This window comes from Terrabacter sp. 2TAF16 (genome assembly GCF_052115065.1).
Classification (GTDB): Bacteria; Actinomycetota; Actinomycetes; order Actinomycetales; family Dermatophilaceae; genus Terrabacter.
Genome location: NZ_JBFRFZ010000001.1, coordinates 404793 through 427935 on the forward strand (window position 1 = coordinate 404793; position 23143 = coordinate 427935).

The following is a 23143-nucleotide window of genomic DNA, read 5'->3' on the forward strand; positions in this document are numbered from 1 at the left end:
GCTCAGCCGTTCGGCTGGTCGTCGCGCTCGACGTCGAAGGTGAAGCCCTGGGCCCGCAGCCGCTCGACGAGGACCTCGCCGAGGGCCGTGGCGGGCGTGCAGACACCGGCACGGCGCGGCAGGCCCTCGTCGAGCGCCAGGGCGAGCGCGGTCTGTCCGAACATGACCGCCGTGCCGCCGTAGCCCGGGTCGTAGTCGGCGCCGACCCGCGTGCGGTAGCGCGTACCCGTCGTCGTCGTGGAGCGGATCTCGAGGCGGAAGCGTCCGGCGGCCTGCGCCTCGGGGCTCGGGCCCTCGCCCGGCTTGGGCAGGAAGCGGTCGATGACGGCCCGCGCCGGACGGAACGCCATACCGGCCACGACGCCGCCGAGTCCGACCGCCATCCCGCCGGCCAGGACCGGCGACATCGGGCCCGAGCCGAAGTCGGTCGCCTCGCGGTAGCGCAGGTCCCGACCGTAGGACCAGTCGGTCAGGGTGTTCGACAGTCGCACGATCCGGGTGTTGAACGACGCCATGACGAACGGCCCGGTCCATCGTCCCGTCGACGGGTCGCGGTCGACGGGCACGAGCCGGCGCAGCCGGCCGAGGACACCGCTGGGAGCCCGGCGACCCGAGGACGGCTCCTCCGAGCGTCGGGGGCTCAACGCGTACGAGTCGCCGAGCACGCGACGGGCGTCGGCGTCGGCACGAGCCGTGATCGCCTGCTGGCGGACGGAGTCGATGGTGCCGCCCGAAAAGCCACCCCTGAGGGACCGGACGAGCAGCGTCGTCTCGGCGAGCGTGCCCTCGCCGTCCGCGGCCACGCGCTGGGCCGTCGTCAGGACGCCGAGGTCGGAGGGGATGGAGTCGAAGCCGCACGCGTGCACGACGGAGGCGCCGGTCTCGCGGGCCCGGACGTCCAGCTCGTCGAGGGACCACCGCACGAAGAGCACCTCACCGGTGAGGTCGGCGTAGTGCGTCCCCGACTCGGCGCAGGCCCGCGCCACCTCCTTGCCGTACGTCGCGTACGGGCCGACCGTCGTGGCGAGCACGCGCGTGCGCCCGGCGAGGGAGCGGAGGGCGGGAGCGTCCGTCGCGTCCACGGCCACGAGCTCCCAGGAGGCCGCGGCCCGCCCGAGCTCGACGCGCAGCGCCTCGAGCTTGGGACGCGACCGGCCCGCCAGAGCGATCCGCACGTCAGGCCCCGCATGGGCGGCGAGGTGGGCGGCGGTCAGTGCCCCGACGAAGCCGGTGGCGCCGTAGAGGACGATGTCGAGCTCGCGATCGGGCATGCCGTCACTCTGTCACGGCGGCGTGCCCGTGACGCCTCGGAGACGCGACGGCTGGTCAGAACGTGTCGAGCGGGTCGACCCGCACGGCCACGACGTCCGTCTCCTTGCGAGCCGAACGGAAGGCCTTGAGCGCCAGCAGGGCCCGGGTCAGCGACTCGGTCTGGGAGGCCGGCACGCGGACGAGCACGTGGTGGTCGGCGGCGGCACGTTCGGGCTCCCCGTCAGCCGGGGCACGGCGGGGAGGTGCACCCGCGTGCGAGAGCCGGACCGGGCCGAGCACCTGGGCGACGTCGGGCAGGTCGGCCTGTCCGAGCGCCTCCTCGAGCGGCCGCCGGCCACCGGTCAGCTGGGCCACGCGCACGGCCGGCGGAAGACCCAGCTCACGCCGCTCCGCCAGCTCGCGGGCCGCGAGCCAGGCAGGGTCCCACCGCACGAGCGCCTCGACGGCCGGCAGCGCCACGGCCTCCGGGGCGCCGCTCAGCACCACGGCACGCCCCTCGCGGGCCAGTGCCGCCGCAGCCATCCACCGGCGCACTGCCTCGAGCGGCGCGTCGAGCACCGGCAGGTCGAGGCTCGCCCACGCATCGAGGAGCAGCACGGCGGTGTAGCCGCCGTCGGCGACCGGCTCGGCCCCCGGCGTCGCGATGACGAGGGACGGCTCGCGCCCGACGACGGCGAGCACCTCCCCGGAGCCCGACGTGTGGACCGGGAAACCCGGGAAGGCGCGCCCGATCTCCTCCGCCGTGCGCCGCGCGCCCGTGATCGAGGAACGCAGCCGACGCGAGCCGCAGTGGCCGCACTCGAAGCCGTGGCCGCTCAGCGCCAGGCCGCACCACCGGCAGGCCGGGGCCGTCCCGGAGGCTCCGAGCGCCACCGGCCCTTGGCAGCGCACGCACCGCACCGGCGTGCGGCACTCGGCGCAGCTGAGCGACGGCAGGTAGCCGCGGCGCGGCACCTGGACGAGGACCGGTCCGTCGACGAGGGCGTCCTTCGCGACGCGCCACGCGCGTGAGGGGATGTGGGCCCGGGCCGCCGGGCCGTCGCGCTCCTCGTCGACCCCCTCACCGGCGATGGTGACGCGTGGTGCAGCCGCCCGCACGGTCGCGGCATCGGCCTCGACCGGCACGAGCGCGCCCGCCTCGACGGCCACCTGGACGCGCAGGCTCCGCCCGAACCCTCCGGTGAGCAGGGCGGCGCCGGTCGCGGACGCCCTCAGCCCGAGCACGACGCCCACGTGGTGGTAGGGCGCCCGCGGCTCGGCCAGCAGGTCGTCGCCGTCGTCCCACCACGCGACGAGGCCGAGGTCGTGGACGGGGGCGAAGGCGGCCGCGCGCGTGCCGATGACGACGCGGACGTGGCCGCGGAGCACCTTGAGCCACGCGGTGTAGCGCGCCTGCGGGCCCTGGTCGGAGGTGAGCCGAACGTGGCGCCCCTTGCCGAGCACGGCGGTCAGCGCGGCGTCGAGCCGGTCGACGTCCCGGTGGTCGGGCACGACGACGAGCGCGCCCCGGCCCGCGGCCAGCGCCGTGGCCACGGCGACGGCGAGCGCGGCCGGCCAGTCCGCGTCTCCTGCGCGTCCCGGCAGGGCGGTCCACGCCGCGGCGGGCCCCTCCCCGGAGGCCACCCGACGCAGCCACGCCGGCCCGGCCGGGTAGGCCGCCCACGCGCCCGGGTCGGGTGCTGCGACCTCGTCCTGGGGCGGGCACTCCATCGTGAGGTTGCGCTCGGCCGTGGCGTGGCGCTTGGGCACCGCGAGGCGCAGGACGTCGCTCAGGGTGCCGGCATACCGGTCGGCGACGGCGCGGCAGAGGGCGAGGACCTCGGGGGTCAGCACCGGCTCGGGGCTGACGACCCGGCGCAGCGGCGTCAGCCGGCCGTCGTGCTGCGGCTGGTCCCGGCGCTCGACGACGAAGCCGTCGAGCTCGCGACCCGAGAAGCGCACCCGCACGCGTGCGCCGGGCACGGCGTCGGCATCGAGCTCCTCGGGCACGGCGTACTCGAAGACGCGGTCGAGGTGCGCGAGCGGGGTCTCCACGACGACGGCAGCGACCGGCCGTCCGGCCGGTCGCTGCCTCGTCTCGTCGTCGCCCACGGGGGCGAATCTAGCCTCAGCCGGAGACGGCCGTGCGCAGGGCCTCGATGCGGTCGGTGCGCTCCCACGTGAACGGGTTCTCGACCCCGTCGGCCTTGGTGCGGCCGAAGTGGCCGTAGGCCGCGGTCGGGCGGTAGATCGGGCGCAGCAGGTCGAGCGCGTCGACGATGGCGGCCGGGCGCAGGTCGAAGACGTCGCCGATGGCCTGCTGGATCTTGTCGACCGGGACGGTCTCGGTGCCGAAGGTCTCGATGTAGAGGCCGACCGGCTGCGCCTTGCCGATGGCGTAGGCGACCTGGACCTCGCAGCGACGGGCGAGGCCCGCGGCGACGACGTTCTTGGCGACCCAGCGCATGGCGTAGGCGGCCGAGCGGTCGACCTTGCTCGGGTCCTTGCCCGAGAAGGCACCGCCGCCGTGGCGGGCCATGCCACCGTAGGTGTCGACGATGATCTTGCGACCGGTCAGGCCGGCGTCGCCCATCGGGCCGCCGATCTCGAAGCGACCGGTCGGGTTGATCAGGGCCCGGTAGCTCGACACGTCGAGGTCGGTGCCGCTCTCGCGCAGCTCCGCGAGGACGGGCTCGATGACGTGGGCGCGAATGTCGGGCTCGAGCATGCCCTCGAGCGAGACGTCGGGGGCGTGCTGGGTCGAGAGCACGACGGTGTCGAGGGAGACGGCGCGGTCGCCCTCGTAGGCGATCGTGACCTGCGTCTTGCCATCGGGGCGCAGGTAGGCGAGCTCGTCGCTCTTGCGCACCTGCGTCAGGCGCTCCGAGAGGCGGTGGGCCAGGTGGATCGGCAGCGGCATGAGCTCGGCCGTGTCGTCGCACGCGTAGCCGAACATCAGGCCCTGGTCGCCGGCGCCCTGCTTGTCGAGCAGGTCGTCGACGTCACCCGTGCGGTGCTCGTGCGCCGTGTCGACGCCCTGGGCGATGTCGGGCGACTGTGCACCGATGGAGATCGAGACGCCGCAGGTCCGCCCGTCGAAGCCCTTCTGCGAGCCGTCGTAGCCGACCTCGAGGATGGTCTCGCGCACGATCTTCGGGATCTCGACGTAGGCCGTGGTGGACACCTCGCCGGCGACGTGGACGAGCCCGGTCGTGACCATCGTCTCGACCGCGACGCGCGCCTGCGGGTCGTCGGTGAGCAGCGCGTCGAGGATCGAGTCGCTGATCTGGTCGCAGATCTTGTCCGGGTGTCCCTCGGTGACGGACTCGGACGTGAACAGACGTGCGGACACTTGCTCTCCCTCGGTCGGGTGCGGAGTTGGTGCGGGTGGTTCGGCGGCCCCGGTCCTGCGGATGGCAGGCCATGCTGGGGCGAGAGTCTAGTGCTCAGTCGAGCAGGGGCGAGATGGTGTCCCACAGCGCGGTGGCGACGGTGTCCTTGGAGGTCGGTCCGACCGTCGTCGCCTCCTCGCTGCCGCGGCGGAGCAGGTGCACCGTCGTGTCGTCCTTGCCGAAGGTCAGGCCGGCGCCGACCTCGTTGACGACCTGCAGGTCGCTGCCCTTCCGGGCGAACTTCGCCCGCGCGTGGTCCATGACGCTGCCGTGGGCATCGCCCGTCTCGGCGGCGAAGCTGACGATGAACGGCGTGCCCGTCCCACGGGCGTCGCGCTCCGCGACGAGCCCACGGACGATGTCGGGGTTCTCGACGAGCTCGACCCTCAGGCCGGCGTCGGGGTCGGAGGACTTCTTGATCTTGCTCTCGCTCACGAGCGCCGGGCGGAAGTCGGCCGGAGCCGCGGCCATGACGACGACGTCGGCATCCGACGCCGCCTCCTCGACCGCCCGCTGCAGCTCGAGCGTCGTCTCGACCCGCACGACGTCGATGCCCTCGGGCACCGGGACCGCGACGTTGGCGGCTACGAGGATGACCTTCGCCCCGCGGTCGGCGGCGGCTCGAGCGATGGCCACGCCCTGCTTGCCGGACGAACGGTTCCCGAGGTAGCGCACCGGGTCGAGCGGCTCGCGCGTGCCACCGGCGGACACGACGACGCGGCGGCCCTCGAGGTCGCGCAGCGGCGGCCCGGCCACCGCAGTCCCGTCACCCCAGACGATCGCGAGGCATGCGGCATACAACGCCTCGGGCTCGGGGAGGCGGCCGACGCCGGAGTCCTTGCCCGTGAGGCGACCCACCGCGGGCTCGATGACGTGCGCTCCGCGCGAGCGCAACGTGGCGACGTTGGCCTGCGTGGCCGGGTGCTCCCACATCTCCGTGTGCATGGCCGGCGCGAAGGCCACCGGGCACCGGGCGGTGAGCAGGGTGTTGGTCAGGAGGTCGTCGGCCAGGCCGTGTGCGGCCTTGGCGAGCAGGTCGGCCGTGGCCGGTGCGACGACGACGAGGTCGGCCGACTGGCCGATGCGCACGTGCGGGACCTCGTGCACGGACGTCCACACCTCGGTGCTGACGGGCTTGCCCGAGAGGGCGGACCACGTCGGCGCCCCGACGAACTGGAGCGCCGCCGCGGTGGGCACGACCGTGACGTCGTGCCCGTGCTCGGTGAAGAGCCGGAGCAGCGAGCACGCCTTGTAGGCGGCGATGCCGCCACTCACCCCGAGGACGACGCGCATCGGCTGCTCCGGACCCGTCGGGGTGCTCAGGCCTCGGTGGGCGTCGAGGTCAGCAGGCCCTCGTTGATCTCGCGCAGTGCGATCGACAGCGGCTTCTCGTGGACCTCGGTCTCGACGAGCGGGCCGACGTAGTCGAGCAGGCCCTCCTGCAGCTGGGAGTAGTAGGCGTTGATCTGACGGGCGCGCTTGGCGGAGTAGATGACGAGCGCGTACTTCGAGTCGGCGGCGGTCAGGAGGTCGTCGATCGGCGGGTTGGTGATGCCGATGGGAGCAGCCTGGGTACCGGACACAGTGATCTCGTTTCGTTGGTTTCAGCGGGCTTGAGGTGCGTGCCGCGACGTCGACGGCGGTGCGGTCGTATGCCGTCGGCTGGCACACATCACGTCGGGACTCACCGGTCGGTGCGTCCCGATCTCATCAATGATACGAGTTCTTCGCTGGCCCGACGAACATCGTCGTTGACGATGACCTCGTCGAACTCGCTCTGGGCCGCCATCTCGCCCCGTGCGGTGGACAGGCGACGCTCGCGCTCGGCCTCGTCCTCGGTGCCGCGGCCGACGAGCCGGCGCACCAGCTCGTCCCAGCTCGGCGGTGCGAGGAAGACGAAGAGTGCCTCGGGCCACGTGTCGCGCACCTGGCGCGCGCCCTGCAGGTCGATCTCGAGCAGGGCGTCGCGGCCCTCGCGGATGACACGCTCGACCGGACCCCGCGGCGTGCCGTACTTGGCGGCGCCGTGGACGACGGCGTACTCGAGGAACTGCCCCGCCTCGACCAGACGGTCGAACTCGTGGTCGTCGACGAAGTGGTAGTGCACGCCGTCGACCTCGCCCGGTCGCGGCCGGCGGGTCGTCATCGAGACGGAGAACCAGACGCCCGGGAAGTGCGTGCGCACGTAGGCCGCGATGGTGCCCTTGCCGACCGCGGTGGGGCCGGCGAGCACCGTGAGCCGACCACGCCGGGGGGCAGCTGCGTCGTGCTGGGGCTCCGCGGGCGACGTCGGGTCAGCCGACATCACGGCTTCTCGAAGCGGTGGAGCAGGGCTGCGACCTGGTTGGCCCCGAGCCCACGCACGCGTCGCGACTCGGCGATGCCGACCTCGGCCATGATCGCCTTGGCGCGGACGCGGCCGACGCCGGGCATCGACTCGAGCAGCTCGGTGACCTTCATCTTGCCGATGACCGGGTCGGCCTTGCCGTCCTCGAGGACCTCGGAGAGGGAGCCGCTGGAGTACTTGAGCCGGTTCTTGACCGCTGCTCGCTCCCGACGTGCGGCTGCAGCCTTCTCGAGTGCTGCGGCCCGTTGCTCAGGGGTGAGCGGTGGAAGCGCCACGGTCTTCGGTCTCCTCGCTGCCTGCGGGGAGCGCCCTGCGCCCCCTGCCGTTCTTCACGTCTCGCGTGTTGTCTCCGCCGAACCTAGCGATCCGGCCGTGCGCGCCGCAACGCGGGGGCCGTGCCGGGACGCCGCCCGCTGCCCTCGTGCCGCCCTCCCGCTGCCGTTCAGCCGACGTTCGGACGCTGCTCAGCTGCCGAGGTCGATCCCGCACGTCTCCTTGGCGTGGGTCTCGATCCGCTTGGCCGAGCTCTCGAAACCCTCCATGTGCTTCGTCAGCTCCGTGAGGTCGGGCTTGGCCACCGTGAACTTCGCGACGAGGACCCGCAGCGAGGCCCAGTCGGTCCTGACCTCCTCGGGGGCACTCGCCTCGACCGAGGTGATGGTGGCGACGAAGCGCGCCGCCGCAGCGGGGTCCTTGAGGGTCGCGCCCGCATCCTTCCAGTCTGCCTCGGCGGCCGTCAGGGCGTCGCAGTAGGAACCGGTCGACCCCGACGAGCAGGCCGCGACCGAGGTCGCCGTGAGGAGCAGCGAGAGGGCCACCGAAGGGCCCTTGCGCAAGGCGGTCGTTCGCATCACCACACCGTATGCCGTGTCGTCGGCGACGTCCCGCGACTGCACGATGCGACGTGGTGAGCGGGGTCAGCCCCGCAGCATGTCCTGGACCTGGTTCGTCCGGACCACGAGACGGCTCGGGTCCGGACCGGCGGCGAGGATCTCGCGGCTCGATGACGCGAGCACCTGGCCGCGGGCCGCGCCGAAGGTCGAGGTCAGCGAGTCGACGGTGCCGCCCTGGGCACCGAAGCCCGGGGCGAGCACCGGCGTCGCGGCACTCACGAGGTCGAGCCGGAGGTCGTGCACGGCACTGCCGACCGTGGCACCGATGACGAGTCCGATGCTGCCCAGCTCGCCGCGGCCTCGCGCCGAGGCGTTGTCACCCGCAGCGCCCGCGACGACGGACGCAGCGACGGACCGGCCGTCGCGCACCGCGTGCTGGACGGTCGCGCCTTCGGGGTTCGACGTCAGCGCGAGGACGAAGAGCCCGCGCCCCGTCTGCTCGGCGAGGTCGATCGCGGGGCGGAGGGACTCGTACCCGAGGTACGGGCTGACGGTGAGCGCGTCCGGAGGGGCGACGGCGTCCGGGCCGAGGTAGGCCTCGGCGTAGGCACCCATGGTCGAGCCGATGTCGCCGCGCTTCGCGTCGAGGATCGTCAGCGTTCCGGCCTCGCGCAGGTCGGTCAGCACGCGCTCGAGCACGGCCAGGCCCCGACTGCCGAAGACCTCGAAGAAGGCGGACTGCGGCTTGACGGCGGCGACCCGGCCGGCGAACGCCTCGACGCAGGTCAGGGCGAAGCGCTCCAGGCCGGCGACGTCGTAGGACAGGCCCCACGACTCGACGAGCGCCCGATGGGGGTCGATGCCCACACAGAGCGGGCCGTGGGTCGCCATGGCGTCGTGGAGGCGGGCTCCGAAGGGCTGGGTCATCGTTCGGTCTCCGTTCACTGTCGGGTGGCTCAGCGGCCGTGAGCCACGGCGACGGCGTCGGTGAAGCGCTCGAAGCCCTTGGCGTCGAGCAGCTCGCAGAGCTCGCGCAGGACACGGACCGGCGCCGACGGGTCGTTGAAGACCGCGGTGCCGACCTGGATCGCGCTCGCGCCGGCGGCGACGAGCTCGAGGGCGTCACGACCCGTGCGCACGCCCCCGACGCCGATGATCGGCACGGTGGGGATGCGGCCCTCGAACATCGCCTGACGCACCTGCCAGATGGCCCGCACCGCGACCGGTCGGATGCCGGGTCCCGACAGGCCGCCGGTGACCCCGCCGAGCTGCGGACGCATCCGGTCGGTGTCGATGACCATGCCGAGCAGGGTGTTGATCATCGTCAGGCCGTCGGCGCCGGCCTTGACGCAGGCGGCCGCGATGGCGGTGATGTCGGTGACGTCCGGGCTCAGCTTGGCGAACACCGGGATGTCGCGCGGGAGCTGCTCGCGCACGAGGGCGATGACCTTGGCCGACGCGAGCGGGTCGCAGGCGAAGACGAGGCCGCGGTTGGCGACGTTGGGACACGAGATGTTCACCTCGACGCCGATGACGGCGTCGAAGGCCCGGCTCGCGCGCAGCGTGGCTGCGACGTGGGCGTACTCGGTGCTCGAGCTGCCGGCGATCGAGGGCAGCACGCGCGCGCCGACGGACTGGAGCCACGGCAGGTCCTCGTCGACGAACGCCTCGATGCCCGGACCCTGCAGGCCGATCGAGTTGAGCATCCCCGATGGCGTCTCGGCCATGCGGGGGGTGCCGCGGCCGGACCGCGGGTCGGCCATGACGGACTTGGTGACGAACGCGCCGAGGTCGGCGACGTCGAAGAAGCGGTGCAGCTCCCTGCCGTTGGCCGCGCAGCCCGAGGCGGTCATGAGCGGGTTGGGCAGCCGGTGTCCGCCCCCGAGGTCGACGGAGAGGTCCACCATCAGTGACCACCCACCTTCGGGGCGCCGACGGCATCGTCGGGGACGCGGGCATGGCCTCCGTCGAAGGCGTCCCACCGGACGCGGTCGCCGCGGAAGACGGGCCCCTCGACGCACGAGCGCACCATCCGGGTGCGGCCGTCGGAGCCGACGACCGGCATGACGCACGTCATGCAGACGCCGACACCACAGGCCATGGACTCCTCGACGGCAACCTGTGCGACCGCGTCGTGCGCCTGGGCGACCCGGGTGATCGACTCCAGCATCCCCATCGGGCCGCAGCCGTAGACGACACCCGCCTTCGTGCGCTCGATGATCTCGGGCAGCGGGTCGCTGACCCAGCCCCGCTGACCGGCCGAGCCGTCGTCGGTCGTCACCGTGACGCCGTCGCAGCTGCGGCGGGCCTCGACGACGCCGAAGAGACGGTCCTCGCTCGCGGCACCCAGGACCATCTCGACGTGGCAGCCGCGCTCGCGCAGCTCGGCCGCGAGCCAGAAGAGCGGTGCGCTGCCGTAGCCGCCGCCGACGAGGACGCAGGCCACGGGGTCGGTCGGCAGCGGGAACGCCTTGCCGAGCGGACCGACGACGTCGATCGTGTCGTGCGGCGCGCGGTCGACGATCCACCGGGTGCCGGTGCCGACGGCCGAGACGACGATCTCGACGGTGCCGCCATAGGTGCCGCTCGGGCTGACCTTGTGGATCGAGAAGGACCGGCGCAACAGGGTGCCGGACGTCTCGCCCCCGACGGCGAGCGCGACGAACTGACCCGGGCGGGCCAGCTCGGCGACGCCGGGGGCGACGAGGGTGAGGTGCTGGTACGCGCCGACCCGCCGGGTCGCGATGACCTCCGCGACCTCCTGCGTCACCCGGGCGCGCAGCTGGCGCTCGCTCATGCGGTCGCTCCAGCCGTCGCCGTAGCCGTGGCCGTAGCCGTCGTGGTGGATGGCGCCGCTGCCGTGCCGCGACCGTAGAGGTCGAGGTCGCGCGCGTGGTCCTGCAGCGACTTGACGCGGATCTCCTCCGTGAGTCCCGCCTCGATGCCGAGCACGGCGGCGGCGAGCGTCGCGATCGTCGTGATGATCGGCTTGTCGGCGCTCGTCGTGGCCGCGCGGATCGCGTAGCCGTCGGCACGGGCGTCCTGGCCCGACGGCGTGTTGACGACCATCTGCACCGTGCCCTCGCGGATGAGGTCGACGATCGACTTCTCCCCCGGGGCGTCACCGTCGCGCTCGGTGATCTTGCGGACCAACGTCGCGGGGATGCCGTTGCGCTTGAGCACCGCGGCCGTGCCGCTCGTCGCGAGGATGGTAAAGCCGAGGTCGACGAGGCGCTTGACCGGGAAGAGCATGGCGCGCTTGTCCCGGTTGGCCACCGACACGAAGATCGCCCCGGAGCGTGGCAGCGCCGACCCACCGCCCTGCTGGGCCTTGGAGAAGGCCGAGCCGAAGTCGACGTCGATGCCCATGACCTCGCCCGTCGAGCGCATCTCCGGGCCGAGGAGCGAGTCCACCGCGACGCCCTCCTTGGTGCGGAAGCGCTTGAAGGGCAGAACGGCCTCCTTGCACGAGACGGGAGCGTGATCGGGCATCCGTCCGCCGTCGCCGGTCGGGGGCAGCATGCCCTCCTCGCGCAGCTCCTTGATCGTGGCGCCGAGCATGACCCGGGCCGCGGCGCTCGCGATGGGCACGCCCGTCGCCTTGGCGACGAACGGCACCGTGCGCGACGCTCGGGGGTTGGCCTCGATGACGTAGAGGATGTCCTGGGCCAGCGCGAACTGGACGTTCATGAGGCCGCGGACGCCGATGCCCTCGGCGAGCTTGCGCGTCGCGACGCGCACGCGCTCGAGCTCACCGTCGCCGAGCGTCGCGGGCGGCAGCGTGCACGAGCTGTCGCCCGAGTGGATCCCGGCCTCCTCGACGTGCTCCATGATCCCGCCGAGGTACATGTCCTCGCCGTCGAAGAGCGCGTCCACGTCGATCTCGATCGCGTCGTCGAGGAAGCGGTCGATGAGGATCGGGTGGTCGGGCGAGGCCTCGGTCGCCTTCTCGACGTAGGTCACGAGCGAGTCGTCGTCGTAGACGATGACCATGCCGCGACCGCCGAGCACGTAGGACGGGCGCACGAGCACCGGGTAGCCGATCTCGCGCGCGACGACGAGGGCCTCGTCCGAGCTGTAGGCCGTGCCGTGCTTCGGGGCGATGAGGCCCGCCCGGGCGAGCACCTGGCCGAAGGCACCACGGTCCTCGGCGAGGTGGATCGCGCTCGGCGACGTGCCGACGATGGGCACCCCCTCGTCCTCGAGCGCCTGCGCGAGACCGAGCGGCGTCTGACCGCCGAGCTGCACGATGACGCCGGCGATCGGGCCGGCCTGGCTCTCGGCGTGGATGACCTCGAGGACGTCCTCGAGCGTCAGAGGCTCGAAGTACAGGCGGCTGCTCGTGTCGTAGTCGGTCGAGACCGTCTCGGGGTTGCAGTTGACCATGACGGTGTCGAATCCCTTGTCGCGCAAGGAGAACGACGCGTGCACGCAGGAGTAGTCGAACTCGACACCCTGCCCGATGCGGTTGGGTCCCGAGCCGAGGATGATGACGGCCGGACGCTCGCGCTGCGCGACTTCGGTCTCCTCGTCGTACGAGCTGTAGTGGTAGGGCGTCGTCGCGGCGAACTCGGCCGCGCACGTGTCGACGGTCTTGTAGACCGGGCGCACCCCGAGGGCGTGGCGCACGCCGCGGACCACGGCCTCCGGCATACGCCGGACCGAGGCCACCTGGGCGTCGCTGAAGCCGTGGCGCTTGACGAGGCGGAGCAGCTCCGGCGTCAGCTGGGGGGCGTCGGCGAGCATCGTCGCGACGTCGTTGACGAGCGCGATCTGGTCGAGGAACCACGGGTCGATGCCGGTGGCGTCGTGGACATCCTCGACGCTGCACCCGCCGCGCAGCGCCTGCTGCACGAGCACGATGCGGCCGTCCGTCGGGATCCTGGCCTCCTCGAGCGCGCGCTCGGCGGCGGCCTTGGTGATCTCGCCGTCCCAGTGGAAGCTCGCGCCCTTCTTCTCGAGCGAGCGCAGGGCCTTCTGCAGCGCCTCGGTGAAGTTGCGCCCGATCGCCATGGCCTCGCCGACCGACTTCATCGTCGTCGTCAGCGTCGGGTCGGCCGCCGGGAACTTCTCGAAGGCGAAGCGCGGCACCTTGACGACGACGTAGTCGAGCGACGGCTCGAAGCTCGCCGGGGTCTCGCGGGTGATGTCGTTGGGCACCTCGTCGAGCGTGTAACCGATGGCCATCTTCGCCGCGATCTTGGCGATCGGGAACCCGGTCGCCTTGGAGGCCAGGGCGCTCGACCGCGAGACGCGCGGGTTCATCTCGATGACGATGATGCGTCCGTCGTCGGGGTTGACGGCGAACTGGATGTTGCAGCCGCCGGTGTCGACGCCGACCTCGCGGATGACGGCGATGCCGATGTCGCGCAGCCGCTGGTACTCGCGGTCGGTGAGCGTCAGCGCCGGCGCGACGGTGATCGAGTCGCCCGTGTGCACGCCCATCGGGTCGAGGTTCTCGATGGAGCAGACGACGACGACGTTGTCGGCGTGGTCGCGCATGACCTCGAGCTCGTACTCCTTCCAGCCGAGGATCGACTCCTCGAGCAGCACCTCGGTCGTGGGGCTGTACTGGAGCCCGGCACCGCCGAGGAGGCGCAGGTCGGCCTCGTCGTAGGCGAACCCTGACCCGAGGCCGCCCATCGTGAACGACGGGCGCACGACAACCGGGTAGCCGAGCTCGTCCGCGGCCGCGAGCAGCTCGTCCATCGAGTGGCAGATGAGGGACTTCGCCGACTCCGCACCACACCGCTCGACGACGCCCTTGAACTTCTCGCGGTCCTCGCCGAGCTGGATCGCCTCGACGTTGGCCCCGATGAGCGGGCAGCCGTACTTCTCGAGGACTCCGTTCTCGTGCAAGGAGATCGCGCAGTTGAGCGCCGTCTGCCCGCCGAGCGTGGCGAGGACGGCGTCGGGGCGCTCCTTGGCGATGATCGCCTCGACGACCTCGGGCGTGATCGGCTCGACGTAGGTGGCGTCGGCGAACTCGGGGTCGGTCATGATCGTCGCTGGGTTGCTGTTGACGAGGATGACGCGGATGCCCTCCTCGCGCAGCACGCGGCAGGCCTGGGTGCCGGAGTAGTCGAACTCGCAGGCCTGGCCGATGACGATCGGCCCCGACCCGATGACGAGCACGCTCTTGATGTCGTCGCGCTTGGGCATCAGGCGTTGACCTCCGTGGTCTGGTGGGCGGTCTGTCTGGTGGTCATGAGCTCCACGAAGCGGTCGAAGAGGTAGGCGGCGTCGTGCGGGCCGGCCGCGGCCTCGGGGTGGTACTGCACGGAGTACGCGGGACGGTCGAGGCACTCGAGCCCCTCGACGACGTCGTCGTTGAGGCACACGTGCGAGACACGGACGCGGCCGTATGCCGTGTCGCTGTCCTCGTCGAGGGGCGCGTCCACGGCGAAGCCGTGGTTGTGGGCCGTCACCTCGACCTTGCCGGTCGTGCGGTCCATGACCGGCTGGTTGATGCCGCGGTGGCCGTACTTCAGCTTGTACGTGCCGAAGCCGAGGGCGCGACCGAGCAGCTGGTTGCCGAAGCAGATGCCGAAGAACGGGATGCCGCGGTCGAGCACCTGACGCAGCAGCGCGACCTCGCGCTCGGCGGTGGCCGGGTCTCCGGGACCGTTGGAGAAGAAGACGCCGTCAGGGCCGGACTCCCCCACCGCCAGGACGTCGTCGATCGTCGCGGTGGCCGGCAGCACGTGCACCTCGATGCCGCGCTGGGCCATGAGCGCCGGGGTCATCGCCTTGATGCCGAGGTCGACGGCCGCGACGGTGAACCTCGTGTCGCCGAGGGCCGGGACGGCATACGGCTCGGAGGTGGTGACCTCGGCGGCGAGCGCGGCCCCGGCCATCTGCGGGCTCGTGCGAACCGCCTCGACCAGCTCGGCCTCGGGGCGCTCGGCGGCGTCACCGCTGAAGATGCCGACCCGCATCGCCCCGCGCTCGCGCAGGTGGCGGGTCAGGGCGCGCGTGTCGATGTCGCAGATGCCGACGACGCCCTGGTCGACGAGCTCGTCCTCGAGGTCGCGCGTGGCGCGCCAGTTCGACGCCCGGATGGCGGGGTCGCGCACGACGTAGCCGGCGACCCAGATGCGGCTGCTCTCGTCGTCCTCGGTGTTGACGCCCGTGTTGCCGACGTGCGGCGAGGTCATGACGATGACCTGCCGGTGGTAGCTCGGGTCGGTCAGCGTCTCCTGGTAGCCCGTCATGCCGGTGGAGAAGACGGCCTCGCCGACGGTCTGCCCCAGTGCACCGTAGGACGACCCGTGGAAGGTGCGGCCGTCCTCGAGCACGAGGGTCGCCGCCACGCGGGTGCGTGTGGGCCACCCGTCACGGGTGGGCACGGTCAGGGGGGTCTGGGTGGTCACAGGTCTGCTCCCGAGGTCGTCGCGTTCGTCAGTTCTCGTCGGGTGCCCGCGCCGTTGCGGACGTCGTGGGTGACGCGCCCCGCGTGAACCGTCGCGAGGACGGCTCCGTGCAGGGTGCGCCCGTGCCACGGGTTGTTGCGCGAGCGGCTGCGGCTCGCGGCGGCGTCGACCGTGACCTCGCGGTCGGGGTCGACGAGGGTGATGTGGGCGGGGCTGCCGACGGCGAGCTCCCTTCCCTGGTGGGCGAGCCCGCCGATCCGTGCCGGCGCGGTAGACATGACCCGTGCCACGTCGGCCCAGTCGAGCAGGCCGGTTCGCACCATGACGTCGCTGACGACCGAGAGGGCCGTCTCGAGGCCGAGCATCCCGAAGGCCGCGTCGACGAAGGCGTGCTCCTTGTCGTGGCGAGCGTGGGGGGCGTGGTCGGTGGCGACCGCGTCGATGGTGCCGTCGGCCAGGGCCGCGCGCAGGGCCTCGACGTCCTCGGTCGGGCGCAGCGGCGGATTGACCTTGTAGACGGGGTCGTAGCCGAGCAGGAGGTCGGTCGTCAGGACGAGGTGGTGGGGCGTGACCTCGGCCGTGACGTCGATGCCCTGCGCCTTCGCCCAGCGGATGACCTCGACGGTCCCGGCGGTCGAGACGTGCGCGACGTGGATGCGGGACCCGGTGTGTCGGGCCAGCATGACGTCACGCGCGACGATCGACTCCTCGGCGATGCCGGGCCAACCGGGCAGGCCGAGCCGACCAGAGACCTCGCCCTCGTGGCAGCAGGCCTCGCGGCCCGCGAGGCGCGGGTCCTGCGCGTGCTGGCTGACGACGCCGCCGAAGGGCTTGATGTACTCGAGTGCCCGGCGCATGATCCGCGCGTCGTGCACGCAGTGGCCGTCGTCGCTGAAGACACGCACCTTCGCCCGCGAGCGGGCCATGAGACCGAGCTCAGCGAGCTCGGCGCCCTCGAGGCCCTTGGTCACGGCGCCGACGGGGACCACCTCGGTGAGCCCGCACGCGCGCCCGAGGTCGAGCACGCGTTCGGCGGCCTCGGCGGTGTCGGTGACGGGGCTCGTGTTGGCCATGGCGAAGACGGCGGTGAAGCCGCCGGCGGCAGCGGCAGCCGAGCCGGTGGCGATCGTCTCGGCATCCTCGCGGCCCGGCTCGCGCAGGTGCACGTGCAGGTCGACGAGGCCGGGAAGTGCGACGAGGCCGTCGGCGTCGAGCACCTCGGCGTCCGAGGGCGCCGAGACCGAGCCGACTTCGGTGATGACGCCGTCCTCGACGAGCAGGTCGGCCGGGTCGGCACCGAGCAGCCGGGCGCCGCGGATCACGAGGCGGGTCATCGGACGGCTCCTTCGGTGGCACTGGCGGGCATCGGCGCGGGCGTGTCCTCGCCGGCGAGCAGGTGGTAGAGCACGGCCATCCGGACCGCCACGCCGGCCGAGACCTGGTCGAGCACGACCGACTGCGGGGAGTCGGCCGCCTCGGGTGCGATCTCGAGGCCGCGGTTCATCGGGCCGGGGTGGAGCACGAGGACGTCGTCGTTGCGGGCGACGAGCCGCTCGAGCCGGTCGCGCGTCAGGCCGTAGCCGACGGTGTACTCGCGCGCCGTCGGGAAGTAGCCGCCGCTCATCCGCTCGCGCTGGACGCGGAGGATCATGACGGCGTCGACGGGCCCGTGCTCACCCTCGCCGTCGAGGACGGGGTCGAGGTCCCAGCTCGTCGCGAAGCCGTCGGCCGCGCTCCACGCCCCGATGCCGCTCGGCATGAGCGTCGGCGGCGCGACGACCGTGACGCGGGCGCCGAGCGTCTTGAGCGTGATGACGTTGCTGCGGAAGACGCGGGAGTGGGTCAGGTCGCCGACGATGACGACGTGCTTGCCGTCGAGGTCACCGAGCCGGGTGCGCAGGGTGTACGCGTCGAGCAGGGCCTGCGTCGGGTGCTCGTGGGTGCCGTCGCCCGCGTTGATGACGCTGCAGCGCACCCACTGCGCGACCTGGTGGCAGGCACCGGACGCGTGGTGCCGGATGACGAGCGCGTCGACCGCCATGGCGTCGACGGTCATCGCCGTGTCCCGGAGGCTCTCGCCCTTGCTCGTCGAGGAGCCCTTGGCCGAGAGGTTGATGGTGTCGGCCGACATCCACTTGCCCGCGATCTCGAACGAGCTGCGGGTGCGGGTCGAGTCCTCGAAGAAGAAGTTGATGACCGTGCGCCCGCGCAGGGTCGGCACCTTCTTGACCTCGCGTCGCTGGAGGTCGTGCATCGAGGCCGCGGTCTCGAGGATGTCCTCGACCTCGGCACGGCTGAGGTCGGCGGAGGAGATGAGGTGCTTGGTCATCGCGCGTCACCGCCGCTGATCCGCACGATGTCGAGGCCGTCGACCTCGGCGACCCGGACGTGCACCCGCTCGGCGCTCGAGGTCGGCAGGTTCTTGCCGACGTGGTCGGCGCGGATCGGCAGCTCGCGGTGGCCCCGGTCCACGAGCACGGCGAGGCGCACGGCGCGGGGTCGGCCGAGCTCGGAGAGCGCGTCGAGGGCGGCGCGGATGGTGCGCCCGGAGTAGAGGACGTCGTCGACGAGGACGACGACCTGGTCGTCGATGCCTCCGGCCGGGATGCGCGAACGATGAGCCGTGCGCACCGGGTTGCGGCGCAGGTCGTCGCGGTGGAGCGTGATGTCGAGCTCGCCGACGGGGACCGCGGTCCCCTCGACCTCCTCGATGCAGGCCGCCAGGCGGCGGGCGAGCGGGACCCCGCGCGAGGGGATGCCGAGGAGGACGAGCCCCTCGCTGCCCTTGTTGCGCTCGAGGATCTCGTGACCGATGCGCCGAAGCGCCCGGGAGATGTCTCCCTCGCTCATGACGTCGCGAGCGTCCTCAGGGATGCTCGAGCGGTCCGTCGATGACTGGTCAGGTGCGCTCAGGTCAGGGCAGGGCATCGCCGCTGGACCTCCTTCCCCGCCTCACAGGACGGTGGTTAAAGGATGTCTACGGCGCCGAGTGTAACGTCCGGCTCACGACGCCCCGACACCGCGCCACACCGTGAGAACGTCCCGAGCGGTCGCAACGACGGGTCGGTCCGTGACCCGGACCCCGATCGTCCGCCACCGCGGCTAGCCTCCGAGGGTGTCGATCACCTGGGCCGGGGCCCTCTCCTGGCGGCTGCAGCAACAGCTCCTCGATCCCGTGGGTGGAGTGTCGGTCGCCGAGGTCGTGCGGCGGCTCGGGGCCGTCCCGGCCAAGGAGGAGCGTCTCGCCGAGCTCACCGTGCGCCTGAGGCGCGCTCAGTCACGCCCCGACGAGGTGGCCCGGGCGCTCGTCGACGGTCGTCTCGTCAAGGTGTACGCGTTCCGCGGGGGCACCCACTACCTCACCCCGGAGGACGGCGTCGCCTACCTCGCGCTGCGCGCGGCCGGCCGCCAGTGGGAGCGCAAGAGCTGGCAGGAGTACTACCGGCTCGGCCCGAAGGACTGGCCGGGGTTCCGCGCTGCCGTGCGCGAGGCCCTCGCCGACGGACCGCTCACCGTCGCCGAGCTCGGCTCGGTCGTGACGCGGGGCTCCGCCTACCGCCACCTACGCCCCGTCTTCGACGAGGGAGCCGTCACCCTCAGCAAGGCACTGACGTGGCAGGGCGACATGGGGTTCGGGCCGCCACGCGACGGACGTGCGACGTTCCAGCGGCTCGAGGCCAACCCCCGGTGGGCGGGCGTGTGGGACCTCGCTGAGGCGGGCCCGCACGCCGTCCGCGCCTACCTGCACGCGTACGGCCCTGCGACGCCCGAACACGTCCACTACTGGCTCGGCGACGGCCTCAGCGCCGGACGCCGACGGATCGACGGCTGGCTGGCGGACCTGCGCGGGCACCTCGAGCCCGTCGAGATCGCGGGCGGGACAGCGTACGTGCTCGCGGAGGACGCCGACGGCCTGCGCGCGGCCCAGCCGACGGACGCCGTGCGGCTGCTCCCCGGCCACGACCCGTGGGTCATGGGCGCGGGCACGAAGGACGCGCGTGTCGTGCCCCCGGCGTTGCGCACCGCGGTGACGCGGGGAGCCGATGTCGTCCTGCGCGGCGGGGTCGTGTGCGGCACGTGGTCGGTCGTCCGCGGAGAGCTCCGGGTCACGTGGGCCGCCGGTCACGGATCGCCCCCGAGGACCTCGCTCGACGAGGAGGCCGCGCGGTTGGGCGAGGTCCTCGGGCGCTCGCTCGAGCCGGTCGTGACGACCGCCTGACCGACCCTGACCGACCCTTACCGACGGAGCACCGACGGCGAAGGGCACCCACCGGCCGCGGTGGGTGCCCTTCGCTCGCAGGTGCGTGCACGGTCTGCGTCAGACGATGGTGGCCTTGACCTCGGCGATGCGCGCGAGCAGTCCGTTGACGAAGGCCGGCGACTCGTCCGTCGAGAGGTCGGTGGCGAGCGCCACGGCCTCGGAGATCGCCACGCCGTCGGGGATCTCGTCGTTCCAGAGGACCTCCCACGCGCCGAGGCGCAGGATCGCGCGGTCGACGGCAGGCATCCGGTCGAGGGTCCAGCCCTGGCTGTAGTCGGTCAGCGCGGCGTTGATGTCGTTCCAGCGCCCGACGACGCCGCGCACGAGGTCCGCGGTGTACGGGTTGTTCGCCGCCCGCGACTCGCGGTCGCCGAGGCGCTCGTCGAGGAGCGTCTCGGCGTTGAGGCCGCGCTGGTCCGCCTCGAAGAGGATGTCGAGCGCCCGGGTACGGGCCTTGCTGCGTGCTGCCAAGGGAATTCGCGTCCGCTCAGTCGTTGACTCGGCCGAGGTACGAGCCGTCGCGGGTGTCGACCTTGACGCGGGTGCCGGACTCGAGGAAGAGGGGCACGTTGATCTGGGCGCCGGTCTCCAGGGTGGCCGGCTTGGTGCCGCCGGTCGAGCGGTCGCCCTGCAGGCCCGGCTCGGTGTGCGTGATCTCGAGGACGACCGACGCGGGCAGCTCGACGTAGAGCGGCAGGCCCTCGTTGGTGGCGACGAGCGCGTTCTGGTTCTCGAGGAGGTAGTTGGCGGCGTCGCCGACGACGGTCTCCGACACGTTGAGCTGGTCGTAGGTGTCGGTGTCCATGAAGACGAAGTCGGTGCCGTCCTTGTAGAGGTACTGCATCGTCCGCTTGTCGACGTTGCTCGTCTCGACCTTGGTACCGGCGTTGAACGTCTTGTCGACGACCTTGCCCGAGAGGACGGCCTTGAGCTTGGTGCGCACGAACGCGGGGCCCTTGCCGGGCTTCACGTGCTGGAACTCGACGACGGACCAGAGCTGTCCCTCGATGTTGAGCACCATGCCGTTCTTCAGGTCGTTGGTCGAAGCCATCGTCACAAACCACTTTCGTATGCCGGCCGGTCGGGGCGCGCGCCTCTGGGCACGCCGGATCGCCGGGCGTTCACTGTCTTGGGGAGTTGCCGCACGAGTCTAGCCGGGACGCCACCGGATCGCGGAATCGCGCACACCCGTCGCCGTCCTCGCCGGTGTACGCTGACCCGTTCCCCCGCCCGCAACGCACCGAGCAGGTCGCCAGCCACCGCCTCGAAGTTCCGGTGGGTCCGCACCTTCTCGGCGTGCTGCCCTGCACGGAAGGCTGCTGCGCGTGACCTCGCTCGACTCCGAACTCGCCCGGGAGCAGGCCTACCTCGACGACGCGCGGGAGCAGCTGGCCCGGATGCGCCGGCTCGCGGAGTCGCTCGACGCGTCGAAGGCGAGCGATGCGATCTCGGGCGAGGTCCTCGGCTGGGTGCTGGCCCGACGCATCGCGTCGCTGCAGGACGACCCGCGCACGACGCTCTTCTTCGGCCGGATCGACCTCGACCCCACCGACGGGCCGGCGGAGCAGTTCCACATCGGCCGACGGCACGTCTCCGACGAGGCGGGCGACCCCGTCGTCGTCGACTGGCGCGCCCCGATCTCGACCGCGTTCTACCGGGCGTCGCCGCTCGAGCCGATGGACGTCGTGCTGCGGCGTCGGTTCGGCGTCGACAGGGGTCGCCTCACCGCCCTCGAGGACGAGCACCTGCGCGAGCCCGAGCAGTCCGGCTCGCCGGCAGGCTCGCTCCTCGCGGCCGAGATCGAGCGCCCCCGCACCGGTCCGATGCGCGACATCGTCTCGACGATCCAGCCGGAGCAGGACGAGATCGTCCGCAGCGACGTGGCCGTCAGCGTCTGCGTGCAGGGTGCGCCGGGCACGGGCAAGACGGCCGTCGGGCTGCACCGTGCTGCGTGGCTGCTCTACTCCTTCCGCGACCGCCTGGACCGCGCCGGTGTGCTCGTCGTCGGCCCCAACCGCGCCTTCCTCGACCACATCGGCGCCGTCCTGCCGTCGCTCGGCGAGGTGCGAGTCGGCCACGCGACGATCGAGAGCCTGCTCGACCACGGTCGGGTGCGCGCCGAGGAGCCGGCCGACGTCGCCGCCCTCAAGGGAGACCCCCGTCTGGCGTCGGTGCTGCGCCGGGCCGTCTGGTCGAGCATCGTGTGGCCGACGGAGGCCGTCGTCGTGCCGCGCGGTGTGCGCAAGTGGCGCGTGCCGGCCTACGAGGTGGCCGACATCCTCGACGAGCTGGCCGCCCGCGGCGTGCGCTACTCCGCCGCACGCGACCTCCTCCCCCAGCGGCTCGCCCACCACGTCCTGCTCGAGATGGAGCGTGCCGGCGAGGCGCCCGACGACCGGGTGCAGGACGCCGTGGCCCGGTCGGCCGCTGTCAAGACGTACGTCTCGTCGGTCTGGCCCGCGCTCGACCCGCAGGGGGTGCTGCACCGGTTGTGGTCCGACGCGGACGCGCTGCGGGCCGCTGCCGCCGACGACCTGACCGACGCGGAGCAGTCGATGCTGCTGTGGGACAAGCCGGCCCGCACCAAGGGCGCCGCCCGCTGGTCGCGGGCCGACATGGCGCTGCTCGACGAGCTCGCCGACCTGCTGCGTCGCGTGCCGAGCCTCGGCCACGTCGTGCTCGACGAGGCGCAGGACCTCTCCCCCATGCAGCTGCGCGCCGTCGGACGGCGGTGCTCGACCGGCTCGGTCACCGTCCTCGGCGACATCGCCCAGGGCACGACGCCGTGGGCGACCGCGTCCTGGGACGAGGCCATGCGTCACCTCGGCAAGGAGGACCACGACCTCGTCGTGCTCGACCGCGGCTTCCGGGTCCCGGCCGTCGTCATCGAGTATGCCGCGCGCTTGCTGCCCGTCATGGCGCCCGGCCTCGGCGCACCGGTGTCGGTGCGCGACAACCCCGGACGGCTCGAGATCCGACCCGCCGCGGCAGGCGAGCTCGACGTCGAGGTCGTGCGGGCGGTCGAACGCGCTGCGGGCGCGGCCGGCTCGGTCGGCGTCATCGCGCCGGACACCGACGTCGACCGGGTCTCGGCCGCCCTCGCGGCTGCCGGTGTCTCCCACGGCCGGCTCGACCGCGACCACGGCGACGACGAGGACCACCAGGTCGAGGTCGTGCCGGCCAGCGTCGCCAAGGGTCTGGAGTTCGACCGCACCGTCGTCGTCGAGCCGGCCGCGATCGCCGCGGCCGAGCCCGATGAGCGCACCGGACTGCGGCGCCTCTACGTCGTGCTGACCCGCGCGGTCTCGGAGCTGACGATCGTGCACGCCGAGCCGCTCCCCGAGGCGCTCGGCGCCGCCTGACGCCGGCTCAGCCGAGCCCCTGGTGGGCCGCCCACCTCTCAGCGGCCCGGTCCGCGGCGGCCGCGACGAGTGCAGCGAGCTCTGGGCGGTCCGGCACGGTGAACGACACGTAGGCCCCGCGCCCGCCCTCGAGGGGTCGGCCGTACGCCTTGGCCGCGAGGTGGCCGTCGGGGAGCATCCGGACGTTGAGGGTGTCCAGCCGGAACTCCTGACCCCGGCGGGAGTCGTTCCAGCGCAGCGGCTCCGGGATCGTCACGTTGACCGCCATCGCGCTGATGACGAGCTCCTCGTTGTCACTCATCGGATCAGGCTCCCACTCGTCCC

21 protein-coding genes are annotated in these 23143 nt (G+C 72.6%); 2 read left to right on the forward strand and 19 right to left on the reverse strand.

The window, feature by feature from the left end; all coding sequences use genetic code 11:
- Positions 1-2: 2 nt before the first annotated feature.
- The 16 genes from AB4Z14_RS01900 to pyrR form a co-directional block, all read right to left on the reverse strand.
- Positions 3-1271, reverse strand: a complete 1269-nt coding sequence (locus AB4Z14_RS01900; RefSeq protein WP_442273675.1) for a saccharopine dehydrogenase family protein — start codon at positions 1269-1271, stop codon at positions 3-5.
- A 55-nt stretch (positions 1272-1326) separates the two neighbouring features.
- A complete protein-coding gene (locus tag AB4Z14_RS01905; protein WP_442273676.1) occupies positions 1327-3363 on the reverse strand; it encodes a primosomal protein N' in 2037 nt (678 codons plus the stop codon).
- A 16-nt stretch (positions 3364-3379) separates the two neighbouring features.
- Entirely contained in the window at positions 3380-4603 is a 1224-nt protein-coding gene (gene metK, locus AB4Z14_RS01910) for a methionine adenosyltransferase (protein ID WP_056776501.1), read from the reverse strand.
- 94 nt (positions 4604-4697) lie between these two features.
- Positions 4698-5936, reverse strand: coding sequence for a bifunctional phosphopantothenoylcysteine decarboxylase/phosphopantothenate--cysteine ligase CoaBC (gene coaBC, locus AB4Z14_RS01915; protein WP_442273677.1), 1239 nt, complete (start codon positions 5934-5936; stop codon positions 4698-4700).
- Positions 5937-5962: 26 nt separating this feature from the next.
- On the reverse strand, positions 5963-6226 hold the full coding sequence (gene rpoZ / locus AB4Z14_RS01920; protein WP_020143994.1) for a DNA-directed RNA polymerase subunit omega: 264 nt from the start codon (positions 6224-6226) through the stop codon (positions 5963-5965).
- 101 nt (positions 6227-6327) lie between these two features.
- Positions 6328-6948 carry a guanylate kinase gene (gene gmk / locus AB4Z14_RS01925; protein ID WP_442273678.1) on the reverse strand — a complete coding sequence of 207 codons (621 nt, stop codon included), beginning with the start codon at positions 6946-6948 and terminating at the stop codon, positions 6328-6330.
- A complete protein-coding gene (gene mihF / locus AB4Z14_RS01930; protein WP_020143992.1) occupies positions 6948-7265 on the reverse strand; it encodes an integration host factor, actinobacterial type in 318 nt (105 codons plus the stop codon). Before mihF ends, gmk begins: the two co-directional genes overlap by 1 nt.
- 189 nt (positions 7266-7454) lie before the next feature.
- Positions 7455-7841 carry a hypothetical protein gene (locus tag AB4Z14_RS01935; protein WP_442273679.1) on the reverse strand — a complete coding sequence of 129 codons (387 nt, stop codon included), beginning with the start codon at positions 7839-7841 and terminating at the stop codon, positions 7455-7457.
- 66 nt (positions 7842-7907) lie between these two features.
- Positions 7908-8750, reverse strand: a complete 843-nt coding sequence (gene pyrF, locus AB4Z14_RS01940; RefSeq protein WP_442273680.1) for an orotidine-5'-phosphate decarboxylase — start codon at positions 8748-8750, stop codon at positions 7908-7910.
- A gap of 29 nt (positions 8751-8779) precedes the next feature.
- Positions 8780-9730, reverse strand: a complete 951-nt coding sequence (locus AB4Z14_RS01945; protein WP_056826934.1) for a dihydroorotate dehydrogenase — start codon at positions 9728-9730, stop codon at positions 8780-8782.
- Positions 9730-10620: a dihydroorotate dehydrogenase electron transfer subunit gene (locus tag AB4Z14_RS01950; protein ID WP_442273681.1), complete on the reverse strand. Its 891-nt coding sequence runs from the start codon at positions 10618-10620 to the stop codon at positions 9730-9732. The genes AB4Z14_RS01945 and AB4Z14_RS01950 overlap by 1 nt, the downstream gene beginning before the upstream one ends.
- A complete protein-coding gene (gene carB, locus AB4Z14_RS01955; protein WP_442273682.1) occupies positions 10617-13985 on the reverse strand; it encodes a carbamoyl-phosphate synthase large subunit in 3369 nt (1122 codons plus the stop codon). Before carB ends, AB4Z14_RS01950 begins: the two co-directional genes overlap by 4 nt.
- Positions 13985-15196: a glutamine-hydrolyzing carbamoyl-phosphate synthase small subunit gene (gene carA / locus AB4Z14_RS01960; RefSeq protein WP_442273683.1), complete on the reverse strand. Its 1212-nt coding sequence runs from the start codon at positions 15194-15196 to the stop codon at positions 13985-13987. The genes carB and carA overlap by 1 nt, the downstream gene beginning before the upstream one ends.
- Positions 15193-16530: a dihydroorotase gene (locus AB4Z14_RS01965; RefSeq protein WP_442273684.1), complete on the reverse strand. Its 1338-nt coding sequence runs from the start codon at positions 16528-16530 to the stop codon at positions 15193-15195. Before AB4Z14_RS01965 ends, carA begins: the two co-directional genes overlap by 4 nt.
- A complete protein-coding gene (locus AB4Z14_RS01970; protein WP_442273685.1) occupies positions 16527-17525 on the reverse strand; it encodes an aspartate carbamoyltransferase catalytic subunit in 999 nt (332 codons plus the stop codon). The genes AB4Z14_RS01965 and AB4Z14_RS01970 overlap by 4 nt, the downstream gene beginning before the upstream one ends.
- Positions 17522-18124 carry a bifunctional pyr operon transcriptional regulator/uracil phosphoribosyltransferase PyrR gene (gene pyrR, locus AB4Z14_RS01975; protein WP_056776468.1) on the reverse strand — a complete coding sequence of 201 codons (603 nt, stop codon included), beginning with the start codon at positions 18122-18124 and terminating at the stop codon, positions 17522-17524. The genes AB4Z14_RS01970 and pyrR overlap by 4 nt, the downstream gene beginning before the upstream one ends.
- Positions 18125-18311: 187 nt before the next feature.
- Between pyrR and AB4Z14_RS01980 the strand changes: the two genes are divergently transcribed.
- Positions 18312-19415, forward strand: coding sequence for a DNA glycosylase AlkZ-like family protein (locus tag AB4Z14_RS01980; RefSeq protein WP_442273686.1), 1104 nt, complete (start codon positions 18312-18314; stop codon positions 19413-19415).
- Between the two features lie 99 nt (positions 19416-19514).
- Here the strand turns inward: AB4Z14_RS01980 and nusB are convergent, their stop codons facing one another.
- Together nusB and efp are read right to left on the reverse strand one after the other, a co-directional pair.
- Complete coding sequence (gene nusB / locus AB4Z14_RS01985) at positions 19515-19928, reverse strand: transcription antitermination factor NusB (RefSeq protein ID WP_442273687.1); 414 nt, start codon at positions 19926-19928, stop codon at positions 19515-19517.
- A gap of 16 nt (positions 19929-19944) precedes the next feature.
- A complete protein-coding gene (gene efp, locus AB4Z14_RS01990; protein ID WP_020143980.1) occupies positions 19945-20508 on the reverse strand; it encodes an elongation factor P in 564 nt (187 codons plus the stop codon).
- A 274-nt stretch (positions 20509-20782) separates the two neighbouring features.
- Here efp and AB4Z14_RS01995 point away from each other — a divergent pair, with 274 nt between their 5' ends.
- On the forward strand, positions 20783-22819 hold the full coding sequence (locus AB4Z14_RS01995; protein ID WP_442273688.1) for a HelD family protein: 2037 nt from the start codon (positions 20783-20785) through the stop codon (positions 22817-22819).
- Positions 22820-22826: 7 nt separating this feature from the next.
- Here AB4Z14_RS01995 and AB4Z14_RS02000 read toward each other — a convergent pair whose 3' ends face one another.
- On the reverse strand, positions 22827-23120 hold the full coding sequence (locus AB4Z14_RS02000) for a hypothetical protein (protein WP_442273689.1): 294 nt from the start codon (positions 23118-23120) through the stop codon (positions 22827-22829).
- Positions 23121-23143 lie beyond the last annotated feature (23 nt).